Genomic DNA, 11791 nt, shown 5'->3' with positions numbered 1-11791 from the left:
ACTTTCGGATAAAAAAAGCTCCCTTTTTCAGCTATTTCCGGTATAGTGCGCGCCGGCCTTTAACCGGGCCGCGTTTAGGTAGCGCAATTCCCCGAAGTCAGCTTCGGCTGCACGTCCGCACAGCGGACTCTCCCTTGACGAATCTTTTTCATTCATTCGTTTTCGCAAATCCCCGCCGACAAAGCAGCCAGGGCGACTCTTGAGTCTCAACACGGCATGCGCAGCTTTGGAGCATGGGTCTTTGCGGATGCACTTAGAGGCAGACCCATGACCCAGGAAACCGGCGGCTTCGCCGCTTTTAATCTTAACCCGAACATTCTTGCTGCCGTCATCGCGACCGGCTACGAAGAACCTTCGGCTATTCAGCAGCAATCGATCCCGATCATCATGGCCGGCCAAGACATGATTGGCCAGGCGCAAACCGGTACCGGTAAAACCGCCGCGTTCGCCCTGCCTATCCTGCACTGCATCGATCCTGCCAAGCGCGAGCCGCAAGCCCTGATCCTGGCGCCAACCCGTGAGTTGGCGCTGCAAGTAGCAACCGCTTTTGAAACCTACGCCAAGCAAATGCCAGGCGTAACCGTTGTGGCCGTTTACGGCGGCGCGCCTATGGGCCCACAACTGAAAGCAATCCGTAACGGCGCACAGATCGTTGTCGCCACCCCGGGCCGTCTGTGCGACCACCTGCGTCGTGACGAGAAAGTGCTGTCGACCGTGAACCACCTGGTTCTGGACGAAGCTGACGAAATGTTGAAGCTGGGCTTCATGGATGACCTGGAAGTCATCTTTAAAGCGCTGCCACCGACCCGTCAGACCGTCCTGTTCTCGGCCACTCTGCCACAGTCGATCCGTGCCATTGCCGAACGCCACCTGCGCGATCCGCAACACGTGAAGATCCAGACCAAGACTCAGACCGTTACCGCGATCGAACAGGCTCACCTGTTGGTTCACGCTGACCAGAAGACCTCGGCTGTATTGAGCCTGCTGGAAGTCGAAGACTTCGACGCCCTGATCATGTTCGTGCGCACCAAGCAAGCGACCCTGGACCTGGCCAGCGCCCTGGAAGCCAAAGGCTACAAAGCCGCTGCGCTGAACGGTGACATTGCCCAGAACCAACGTGAGCGCGTGATCGATTCCCTCAAGGATGGCCGTCTGGACATCGTTGTGGCGACCGACGTTGCCGCCCGTGGCCTCGACGTTCCACGTATCACCCACGTGTTCAACGTTGACATGCCTTACGATCCAGAGTCCTACGTTCACCGTATCGGCCGTACCGGCCGTGCGGGTCGCGAAGGTCGCGCACTGCTGCTGGTGACTCCACGTGAGCGCCGCATGCTGCAAGTGATCGAGCGTGTAACCGGTCAGAAAGTTGCCGAAGTCCGCCTGCCGGATGCCCAGGCCGTTCTCGATGCGCGCATCAAGAAACTGACCAACAGCCTGTCGCCGCTGGTGGCTGACGCTGAATCGACCCACGGCGACCTGCTGGACCGCCTGACTGCCGATATCGGTTGCACCCCACGTGCCCTGGCTGCAGCTCTGCTGCGCAAAGCCACCAACGGTCAGGCCCTGACCCTGGCAGCGATCGAGAAAGAACGCCCACTGGTACCGAACAACGCGCCACGCGGTGATCGTCCAGAGCGTACTGGCGACCGTCCGGACCGTGGTGATCGTGAGCGTCGCGCTCCGGTTCCATTGGCTGAAGGCCGTGCTCGTTGCCGTACCGCGCTGGGCGCGCGTGACGGTATCGCCGCCAAGAACCTGCTGGGCGCTATCCTCAATGAGGGTGGCCTGGCACGTGAAGCCATCGGTCGCATCCAGGTGCGTGACAGCTTCTCCCTGGTGGAGCTGCCGGAAGACGGTCTGGAAAAACTGCTGGCCAAGCTCAAAGACACTCGCGTTGCCGGTAAGCAGCTGAAGCTGCGTCGCTACCGCGAAGATTGATCCGCCTTTGGGCTGATTGATCGCACATAAAAAATCCCCGACTGGTTCGGGGATTTTTTTTGCCTGGCATTTCTTTCGAATCAGCACCCGATCAAATGTGGGAGCTGGCTTGCCTGCGATAGCATCAACTGTGTGCCACTGATAGACCGAGGTGTCTGCATCGCAGGCAAGCCAGCTCCCACTTTTAGATCTCCATCAGCCGAAACGATAGATGTCCATCCCCAGCGCGCCCAGGGTGAACCCCTGATGCGCCACACTGAAATCCCCTCCAGCGCCCCGTGCAAAGTACAACGGCAACAAGTGCTCATCGCTGGGATGGCTGCGCACGGCGTGTGGCGCCTGGCGGCGGTAGTCGTGCAGGGCCGCTTCATCGTTGGCGGCAAGTTTATCCACCACCCAATCACGAAAATCCCGTGCCCAGGGCTCGATGCTCCCGGGTCCGGCACGCCAGTTCAGCTCACCCAGGTTATGAGTGATGCTGCCGGAGCCAATCAACAGCACACCCTGTTCACGCAAGCTCGCCAGCGCATGCCCGACTCGGGTTTGCAGCGCCGGACCCATGCGGCTGGGCAGGGACACCTGCACCACCGGAATATCCGCCGCCGGGTACATCAGTGACAGCGGCACCCAGGTGCCGTGGTCGAAGGGGCGACGCGCATCGAGTTGCGTATCCAGGCCATCGGCTTGCAACAGCTCGACGATCTGCGCGGCCAGCTGCGGGTTGCCCGGTGCCGGGTACTGCACGGCAAACAGTTCGGCAGGGAAGCCACCGAAGTCGTGCCAGGTTTCTGGGGCGGCGCTGCCAGTGACGAGTAATTCGTGGCTTTCCCAATGCGCCGATACCACCACAATCGCCTTTGGCCTTGGCAGTTCGGCCGCCAAACGGTTCAGCGCCGGGCCACTGGCACCGGGTTGCAGAGCAAGCATGGGCGAGCCGTGTGAGATAAACAGGCTGGGGAGCATAAGTCGGTTCCAGAGGGTTAACATAGGCCCATCTTCAATCAGATCATTGATCTAAATCTAATATAAGTTTTAGCGCCTTTTGATCGAATTTTCAGGGTGATTTATGGAGCCTAAGTTTTGGCAAGAGCGCTGGGCGCGCAATCAGATTGGCTTTCACCAGCCTGACGTCAACCCTTACCTGCAACGGCATTGGCCGAAACTGGCACTGCCGGATGGCGCAAAAGTGCTGGTGCCGTTGTGTGGCAAGAGCCTGGATTTGATCTGGCTCGAAAGCCTTGGGTATCGCGTAATGGGCGTCGAACTGTCGGAGCAGGCGGTTGAAGCCTTCTTCAATGAGCAGTCGTTGACGCCGCATATCCGCCAGCAAGGCGCATTCAAGGTGTATGTGTCCGGCTTGATCGAGGTGTGGTGCGGCGACTTCTTCGCCATCGACGCCGAGGCGGTGAGCGATTGCACTGCACTCTATGACCGCGCGGCGTTGATCGCTCTGCCGCCGCTGATGCGGGCGCGATACGCGGAGCATCTGAATACGCTTGTGCGCCCTGGTTGCAAGGGGCTGCTGATCACCCTGGACTATGATCAGACGCAGAAGGCGGGACCGCCGTTTGGGGTGACTGACGAAGAAGTCAGGGTATTGCTGGGCTTGCGTTGGAGCCTGACTGTACTTGAAGAGCAAGACATCCTGGGCGAGAGCTGGAAGTTTGTGCAGGACGGCGTTACGCGGCTGGAGGAGCGTGTGTATCAACTGACTCTGCGTTGACTATTGCATCGCCATCGCGGGCAAGCCCGGCTCCCACATTGGAATGCGTTCACTGTGGGAGCCGGGCTTGCCCGCGATGGCGTTATCAGCACCCACAAAAAAGGGGCGATCAAATCGCCCCTTTCTGTGTCACTGCAAAGCCGTCACTGCTGAGCTATCAGCCCCGACGACGCAGCGCATCGATACGCTCCTCCAGCGGCGGGTGGCTCATGAAGAAGCGGGCAAAGCCTTGCTTGATGCCACCGTTGATGCCAAACGCGGTCAGGCTGTCGGGCATGTGCACCGGCAGGCCCTGTTCGGAGCGCAAGTGTTGCAGCGCTGCGATCATCGCCCCGGTGCCGGCCAGGCGGGCGCCGGCTTCGTCTGCGCGGAACTCGCGTCTGCGCGAGAACCACATGGTAATTGCACTGGCCAGGAAGCCCAGTACCACTTCGGCAAAGAGGGTCGCCACGAAGTAAGCGATACCGCGGCCTTCTTCGTTCTTGAAGATCACCTTGTCGACAAAGTTGCCGATGATCCGTGCGAAGAACATCACGAAGGTGTTCACCACGCCTTGTACCAGCGCCAGGGTGACCATGTCGCCATTGGCCACGTGGCCGATCTCGTGGGCCAGCACGGCCTTCACTTCATCGTAGGAGAAGCGTTCGAGCATGCCCTGGCTCACCGCAACGAGCGCGTCGTTCTTGTTCCAGCCGGTGGCGAAAGCGTTGGCTTCATAGGCGGGGAAGATCCCGACCTCAGGCATCTTGATGCCGGCCTCGCGGGACAGTTGCTCAACGGTTTGCAGCAACCATTGCTCATGCCGGGTGCGTGGCTGGGTGATGACCTGGGTGCTGGTGCTCATCTTCGCCATCCATTTGGAGATGAACAGCGAAAACAGCGAGCCGGCAAAACCAAAGACCGCACAGAAAACCAGCAGCTGATTGAGGTTCAGATCAACCCCGTTGGCCGCCATGAACCCGTTGAAGCCGAAAAGGCTCAGGGTGATGCTGGCAATCAGCACGACCGCCAGGTTAGTGGCCAAGAACAGCAGGATGCGCATCATGGTTGTAGAGTTCTCCTCATGCTTAATATGTCGCGTACTGCGGGGTATATAAGGTGCGGCCTGGGGTGATTCAACCGAGCGACTATTTCAAACTGTGTCCTACAGCATCAATGTAGAGCCCTGAAGGGAAATTCTGACCTGAAAAGTGACCGCTGATCACCACGCTCATGCCTTGGCGCCCTGTAATTACAAGGGCTGACCGGTCCGTGGTGTGCAGCGGCAAGCGAGGAGGGGAGGCAGGCTAGAGAAGTGTTGCCAGATACTCGCTGTACGACCAAATGGCGGTCGTACAGCGACTTTTACATTACTGGCGATAGGACTTGAGGAAGTTGCCGATGCGACCAATGGCCATATCCAGGTCATCCACACGCGGCAAGGTCACCACGCGGAAGTGATCCGGCCACGGCCAGTTGAACGCCGTTCCCTGCACCACCAGCAGCTTTTCCGACAGCAGCAGGTCGAGCACGAATTTCTCGTCGTTGAGAATCGGGCAGACTTTCGGGTCAATGCGCGGGAAGGCATACAGCGCGCCCATGGGTTTCACGCAGCTGACGCCCGGGATCGCGTTGAGCAGTTCCCAGGTGCGGTTGCGTTGTTCCAATAGACGGCCCTGGGGCAAGACCAGGTCGTTGATGCTCTGGTAGCCGCCGAGGGCGGTCTGGATCGCATGCTGGCTCGGCACGTTGGCGCACAGGCGCATATTGGCCAGCATGTCGATGCCTTCGATGTAGCTCTGGGCGTTGTGCTTGGGGCCCGAGATGGCGATCCAGCCGGAGCGGAAACCCGCCACCCGGTAAGACTTGGACAGGCCGTTGAAGGTCAGGCACAGCAGGTCCGGCGCGAGGGAGCCGGTGCAGATGTGCACGGCGTCGTCGTAGAGGATCTTGTCGTAGATCTCGTCGGAGAACACCACCAGATTGTGCTGGCGCGCCAGTTCGAGCATGCCCAGCAGTACTTCCTTGGAATACACGGCGCCGGTGGGGTTGTTCGGGTTGATGATTACCAGGGCCTTGGTGTTCGGGGTGATCTTGGCCTTGATGTCGGCCAGGTCCGGGAACCAGTCCGCGCCTTCATCGCACAGGTAGTGCACCGGGTGGCCGCCGGCCAGGGTCACGGCGGCGGTCCACAGCGGGTAGTCGGGCGCCGGCACCAGCACTTCATCGCCATTGTTGAGCAAGGCCTGCATGGACATTACGATCAGCTCGGACACGCCGTTGCCCAGGTAGATGTCTTCAATGCCGACACCTTCCACCTGCTTTTGCTGGTAGTACTGCATCACGGCTTTACGCGCGCTGAACAGGCCTTTGGAGTCGCTGTAGCCCTGGGCGGTCGGCAGGTTGCGGATCACGTCCTGGAGGATTTCGTCCGGCGCTTCGAAACCAAAGGGCGCCGGGTTGCCAATGTTCAGCTTGAGGATGCGATGGCCTTCCTCTTCCAGGCGTTTGGCGTGCTTGAGCACTGGGCCGCGAATGTCGTAGCAGACGTTGGCGAGCTTGTTCGATTTGCTGACCTGCATGGCGATGTGATCCTGAAAATGAACGATCCAGACGGCGTGGACACTACCGTACTGCGAAACCTACGGGGCCCGCACCCATAAATACGTTTGAATGCCGGTAGCGCGGGTGCCAGACTGGCGTTTTGAAGAGGCGCAATCATACGTGCCGCCTGATCCATGGAAAAGACACAGATCAGGGTTTTTCAGTTGCCGAGGTGTACCGATGGATAAGTTGCAGAAAACCGTTGAAGAATGGAAGGCGATGCTCGATCCGGAGCAGTACAACGTGTGCCGTCTCAAAGGCACCGAGCGACCTTTCAGCGGCAAATACAATGGCACCAAGACTGATGGCGTGTACCACTGCATTTGCTGCAATGAGCCGCTGTTCGATTCCACCACCAAGTTTGATTCCGGCTGCGGCTGGCCGAGCTTCTACGCACCGATTGCCGACAGCGCGATGATCGAGATCCGTGACGTCAGCCACGGCATGATCCGCACCGAAGTCACCTGCGCCAAGTGCGACGCGCACCTGGGGCATGTGTTCCCGGATGGCCCGCCGCCCACCGGCCTGCGTTACTGCATCAACTCGGTGTGCCTGGACCTGGTTCCACGCTAGGGCCGATAGCACTCTCCAATGTGGGAGCGGGCTTGCTCGCGAATGCGGTGTATCAGTCGATGTATCAGGAGACTGACACACTGCATTCACGAGCAAGCCCGCTCCCACATTCGTATCAGGTGTTATGTCGGTCAATTAAATTGCACACAATTGAATTGCCTACTATCTTTGCAGTTCTTTCCCCGTATCCGAGGCGCTGCCATGAGCGACAACCTGCTGAGCATCCCGTGCACCACCATCAAGGGTGAGCAAAAGACCTTGGCCGATTTTGCCGGCAAGGCCATTTTGGTGGTCAACACCGCCAGCAAATGTGGCTTCACCCCGCAGTACAAGGGCCTGGAGCAGGTGTGGCAGCAGTACAAGGACCAAGGTCTGGTGGTGCTGGGCTTTCCCTGCAATCAGTTCGGCAAACAGGAACCTGGCAACGAAGGGGCGATTGCCGAGTTCTGTGAGCTGAACTTCGGCGTCAGCTTCCCGCTGTTCAAGAAGATCGACGTGAATGGCAGCGACGCCCACCCGCTGTTCGTGCAACTGAAAAAACAAGCGCCGGGGCTGCTGGGCTCCCAACGCATCAAGTGGAACTTCACCAAGTTCCTGATCGGCCGTGATGGCAAGTTGGTCAAGCGTTTTGCCCCGACCACCAAGCCCGAAGCCCTGACCCAAGAGATCGAAGCCCTGCTCAAATGACCGACGTGCCCCGTGTGTCCCTGGCCCTGGACGACCAGCTGTGCTTCAAGCTCTATGCCGCGTCCCGCGCGGTGACGCGGGCTTACAAGCCGATGCTTGACCTGTTGGGCCTGACCTACCCGCAATATGTGGCGATGCTGGTGTTGTGGGAATGGCACGCCGCGACCCCGGCGCAACCCACGGTCAAAGCCCTGGGCGAGCGCCTGATGCTCGACTCGGGCACGCTGACGCCGCTGCTCAAGCGCCTGGAACAGTTAGCGTTGGTGCAGCGTCGGCGCAGCGCGCTGGATGAGCGCGAGGTGCACCTGAGCCTGAGCCCCGCGGGCGTGCAGTTGCGCGACCAGGCCCATGCCTTGAAAACCCGGCTGCTGTGCGACAGCGGTGTCGACCTGAACCAGGCCGACGTCTTGCGCAAGGGGCTGGACGAGTTGCTGGCGCAGATCAAAGGCTTGTCGAGTTCCGCACCCACAGGTCCAGCAGGGCCTTGAGCTCTTCGCGGCGAAACGGTTTGGCCAGGTAGTCATCCATTCCGGCCGCCCGGCAGCGCTCGCGCTCCTCCGCCAGGGCGTTGGCGGTCAGGGCGACAATAGGCAGGTCCGGCCAGCGTCCGCTGCGACGAATTTGCCGGCTGGCCTCGTAGCCGTCCATCACCGGCATATTGCAGTCCATCAACACCATGTCGAAGCGCTGTTCTTCCAGCAATTTGAGCGCTTCGCCGCCATGGGCCGCCACGATCACTTCGCAGCCGAGCTTGCTGAGCATGCCCTTGGCCACCAGTTGATTGACCGGGTTGTCCTCCACCAGCAGGATGCGCGCGCGATGTGCCAGGGGCGCGGCGTCCATCTGGACGGGGTCGAGGATCAGTTGCGCTTCGCTGCGCAGGTTGCGTTGCAGAATCTGGTACAGCGCATTGCGACTCAGCGGGCGTGCCTGTTGCTGCAGCGGCATCAGGGCCGCGACTTCTTCGCTGGGCATGAAGTTGCCATAGGCCGTCACCAGCAGGATCGGCGCGCTGATACCTGGGCGCAGGCGGAACAGGCACTCCGGGCAATCGGTAATCAGCAGGTCGGGGCGCAGCCCGGTCAAGTCATCGTCCTGGGAATAGCAGCGCAGCGCCAACCCCCAAGCCGGCAGCAAGGTGCCGAGCAATTCCGCCAGGCCACTGCCGGCGTTGGTGATGGCGATGACTTCGCCCGCGAGTGGCGCTTGGCGTGCGGCCGGCAAATGTGTGGGCAGCGGCAGGTCGGCGCAGAACTGGCTGCCAAAGCCGACTTCCGAGCTGATGCTCAAGCGGCCCTTCATCGCTTCACACAGGTTATGCGTCAACGCCAGCCCCAGCCCGGTGCCGCCGAACTGGCGCGTAATACCCGCACCTGCCTGGGTAAACGGCTGGAATATCTTCACCTGCGCTTCCTGGGCAATGCCGATGCCGGTGTCACAGACTTCGATTTTTACCCGGTCATCCTCGGCACTGAGGCGCACGTCCACGCGGCCGAAGCGGGTGAACTTCAAGGCATTGGACAGCAGGTTGCTGACGATTTGCCGTACCCGTGTCGGGTCGCCAATCACCTGCGCCGGAAACAGCGGGTCGATCAGGCAGGTCAACTCGACACTCGGCGCCGCGTTCTGCGACAGCAGGTTGGCGGTGTCTTCCACCAATGAGCCGAGGTCGAACGGGATGCGTTCGAGCTCCAACTGGCCGGCGTCGAATTTCGACAGGTCGAGGATGTCGTTGAGCAGTTCCACCAGCACCTTGCCCGAATCGTGGGCGATGGACAGTTGCTGGCGTTGTTCGGCGTTCAGCGGGCTGTCCAGCGACAGCGCGATCATGCCCAGCAAACCATTGAGCGGCGTGCGGATCTCATGGCTCATATTGGCCAGGAACGCGGCGCGCGCCTGGGCCATGGCCAGGGCGGTCAATTTGGCGGCTTCGAGCTCATCGTTGGATTGGCTCAAGCGCTGGTTGCTGGCCTTGAGCTCCAGGGTGCGTGCCGAGACGATATCTTCCAGTTGGCCCAGGTACTCGGTGAGGCGGTCCTCGGCATGGCGCCGTTGCTGGATTTCGGTCTGCATGTTTTCGAATTGCTGGTTGGCGACGTTCACCAGCACGCCGATTTCATCGTTCTCGTGACCCGGCGGGCAATCCAGGCGGGCCTGCTTGCTGGTGCTCAGCGCACGGATGATGCGCACCAGCGGCTGGGTCAGCATCACGTAGAACAGGCCCAGCAGAATGCCTGTGAGCAGCAGGCTGCGGGCGAACCCGTTGAGCAGGGTGATCTCGGCACGGTGCAGGAAACGGCTGCCAAAGGCGTAGGTGTCGACGTCCAGGCGCAGCACGCCGAGGGAGTCGTTAGGCATGTGGCTGAGGAACAGTCGGTCTTCAAACAGGCGGTTGGCACCAAACAGGAAGTCACTGATGGGCCGGTACGCGCTTTCTTTGCGCGGCCGGTTCACGTCGGCCAGCACCACGCCATTGTTATCGACCAGTTGCGCGTGGGTGACGGCCGGCGAGTGCAACAGGCCCAGGGCCAGTTCCTGGGCGAGTTCGGCGTCAATGTTGTAGGCGATACGTGAAGCAGGGTTATGACTGATTTCGATCAGTGAGCGTATTTCACGGTTGATCGAGGCGTCTTCGCTGACATAATCAATGCCGATTTGGATCAGGCTGAGCAAGGTTCCCAAGACAAATCCGACTAGCACAGTCAATCGAGCTTGTTTATAAGACAAGCGGTGGGCGAACTTGATATCCATCGGGTGTTGAACCACTTCACGTTTCCCTTCGCCCGGCAAGCATAGCTGAACATCCACAGGCTATCGCTTGGCCGGCATGAATCGTTTTATACGCAGCCTCGTGGGGTCTGCCACAGGGTTGCCAATACGCCATCTTTTGCAAGAACTTGCCAGAGGAATAATCGTGGACTCTCGATTGAATGCTTTTCTTGAGCGGGCCGATGCGGTTCTGGCTCGCCTGGAACCGCTGTTACCAGCACCGCGTCAAGCCATCGACTGGAATAATTGCCTCGCCGCCCGTTGGCAGCGCGAAGGCCGCAGCGGCTTTTTGCTGCCGTTGGAAGTGAGCCTGGACATGCGCCTGTCCGACTTGATCGGCGTGGACAAGCAACGTGAGCAACTGGCTCGCAACACTCAGCAATTTCTTGATGGCCTGCCCGCCAACCATGCGTTGCTGTGGGGCTCGCGCGGCACCGGCAAATCCTCCATGGTGCGCGCCTTGCTGGCCCAGCATGCCAAGGCCGGTTTGCGCCTGATTGAAATCGAGCGCGACCACCTGGCTGACCTGCCGCGCGTGGTCGAGCAACTGCTCAAGCTGCCGCAGCGGTTCATCCTGTTCTGTGACGACCTGTCTTTCGAAGCGGGTGAGGGTGATTATCGCGTACTCAAGAGCGTGCTGGACGGCTCTCTTGAGCAAGCGCCGGAAAACGTGTTGCTGTATGCCACTTCCAACCGTCGTCACCTGGTGCCGGAAAACCAGAGCGACAATGACAATTGGAAGCGCGTGGACGGTGAGTTGCACCCCAGTGAGGCAGTGGAAGACAAGATTGCCTTGTCCGACCGTTTTGGCTTGTGGCTGTCGTTCTACCCGTTCAGCCAGGAACACTTCCTGGACGTGGTCGAACACTGGATCGGCGAACTGGCCAGCAAGGCCGGCTTGCAGTGGCAGCGTGATGAAGCCCTCGATATCCTGGCCGTGCGCTGGGCCACCGGGCGTGGCAACCGCAACGGCCGGTGCGCGTATCAATTCGCCCGTTACTGGGTGGGTCTTAAGTTGTTGGAGCGTCAACCATGATCGATTTACAACAGGCCGGCACCGGCCTGGACGGCTATGCCATGCTCTGCGCGCAGCTGGAATCGCTGCTCGCCGATGAGCGTGATTTTATCGCCAACAGTGCGCAGTTCTCGGCGTTCCTGTTCAACCAGTTGGACGACTTGAACTGGGCGGGCTTCTACCTCAACCGCCATGAAGAACTGGTACTTGGCCCGTTCCAGGGCCAGATCGCTTGCGTGCGTATCCCCTTCGGGCGTGGCGTCTGCGGCGCGGCGGCGGCATCGCGCCAAACCCAGCGGGTGGAAGATGTGCATGCGTTCCCGGGCCATATTGCCTGTGACAGCGCTTCCAACAGCGAACTGGTGGTGCCATTGGTCAAGGATGGCCTGCTGGTGGGTGTGCTGGATCTGGACAGCCCGTCGCTGGCCCGTTTCAGCGAGCAGGACCAGGCAGGCATCGAGCAGTTGGCGGCGATTTTCCTGCGGTTGACCGACTGCTGA

11 protein-coding genes are annotated in these 11791 nt (G+C 60.2%); 7 read left to right on the top strand and 4 right to left on the bottom strand.

What is annotated here, in order from left to right; all coding sequences use genetic code 11:
• Positions 1 to 267 precede the first annotated feature (267 nt).
• Positions 268 to 1941: a DEAD/DEAH box helicase gene (locus QF043_RS20005; RefSeq protein ID WP_017136163.1), complete on the top strand. Its 1674-nt coding sequence runs from the start codon at positions 268 to 270 to the stop codon at positions 1939 to 1941.
• Between the two features lie 195 nt (positions 1942 to 2136).
• Here QF043_RS20005 and QF043_RS20000 read toward each other — a convergent pair whose 3' ends face one another.
• A complete protein-coding gene (locus QF043_RS20000; RefSeq protein ID WP_307419913.1) occupies positions 2137 to 2904 on the bottom strand; it encodes a class III extradiol ring-cleavage dioxygenase in 768 nt (255 codons plus the stop codon).
• Positions 2905 to 3007: 103 nt separating this feature from the next.
• Between QF043_RS20000 and QF043_RS19995 the strand changes: the two genes are divergently transcribed.
• Complete coding sequence (locus tag QF043_RS19995; protein ID WP_307419912.1) at positions 3008 to 3664, top strand: thiopurine S-methyltransferase; 657 nt, start codon at positions 3008 to 3010, stop codon at positions 3662 to 3664.
• A 157-nt stretch (positions 3665 to 3821) separates the two neighbouring features.
• On the opposite strand, the gene htpX is transcribed toward QF043_RS19995, so the two are convergent.
• Together htpX and QF043_RS19985 are read right to left on the bottom strand one after the other, a co-directional pair.
• On the bottom strand, positions 3822 to 4709 hold the full coding sequence (htpX, locus tag QF043_RS19990; protein ID WP_307419911.1) for a protease HtpX: 888 nt from the start codon (positions 4707 to 4709) through the stop codon (positions 3822 to 3824).
• A 304-nt stretch (positions 4710 to 5013) separates the two neighbouring features.
• On the bottom strand, positions 5014 to 6225 hold the full coding sequence (locus tag QF043_RS19985) for a pyridoxal phosphate-dependent aminotransferase (RefSeq protein ID WP_017136168.1): 1212 nt from the start codon (positions 6223 to 6225) through the stop codon (positions 5014 to 5016).
• A gap of 202 nt (positions 6226 to 6427) precedes the next feature.
• Between QF043_RS19985 and msrB the strand changes: the two genes are divergently transcribed.
• The 3 genes from msrB (at position 6428) to QF043_RS19970 (ending at position 7995) form a co-directional block, all read left to right on the top strand.
• Positions 6428 to 6820: a peptide-methionine (R)-S-oxide reductase MsrB gene (gene msrB, locus QF043_RS19980; RefSeq protein WP_056857170.1), complete on the top strand. Its 393-nt coding sequence runs from the start codon at positions 6428 to 6430 to the stop codon at positions 6818 to 6820.
• A 201-nt stretch (positions 6821 to 7021) separates the two neighbouring features.
• The gene (locus QF043_RS19975) at positions 7022 to 7507 is read left to right on the top strand and encodes a glutathione peroxidase (RefSeq protein WP_056857169.1); all 486 of its coding nucleotides are present in this window, start codon (positions 7022 to 7024) and stop codon (positions 7505 to 7507) included.
• Entirely contained in the window at positions 7504 to 7995 is a 492-nt protein-coding gene (locus QF043_RS19970) for a MarR family winged helix-turn-helix transcriptional regulator (protein ID WP_307419910.1), read from the top strand. The genes QF043_RS19975 and QF043_RS19970 overlap by 4 nt, the downstream gene beginning before the upstream one ends.
• Here QF043_RS19970 and QF043_RS19965 read toward each other — a convergent pair.
• Positions 7949 to 10258, bottom strand: coding sequence for a response regulator (locus QF043_RS19965; RefSeq protein ID WP_307419909.1), 2310 nt, complete (start codon positions 10256 to 10258; stop codon positions 7949 to 7951). The genes QF043_RS19970 and QF043_RS19965 overlap by 47 nt on opposite strands.
• A gap of 163 nt (positions 10259 to 10421) precedes the next feature.
• Here QF043_RS19965 and QF043_RS19960 point away from each other — a divergent pair, with 163 nt between their 5' ends.
• Both QF043_RS19960 and QF043_RS19955 read left to right on the top strand, forming a co-directional pair.
• Positions 10422 to 11312 carry an ATP-binding protein gene (locus QF043_RS19960; RefSeq protein ID WP_138816083.1) on the top strand — a complete coding sequence of 297 codons (891 nt, stop codon included), beginning with the start codon at positions 10422 to 10424 and terminating at the stop codon, positions 11310 to 11312.
• A complete protein-coding gene (locus QF043_RS19955) occupies positions 11309 to 11791 on the top strand; it encodes a GAF domain-containing protein (protein WP_307419907.1) in 483 nt (160 codons plus the stop codon). The genes QF043_RS19960 and QF043_RS19955 overlap by 4 nt, the downstream gene beginning before the upstream one ends.

Source organism: Pseudomonas sp. W3I7 (assembly GCF_030816095.1).
GTDB lineage: Bacteria > Pseudomonadota > Gammaproteobacteria > Pseudomonadales > Pseudomonadaceae > Aquipseudomonas > Aquipseudomonas salomonii.
This window is presented reverse-complemented; position numbering and strand designations above follow the sequence as displayed.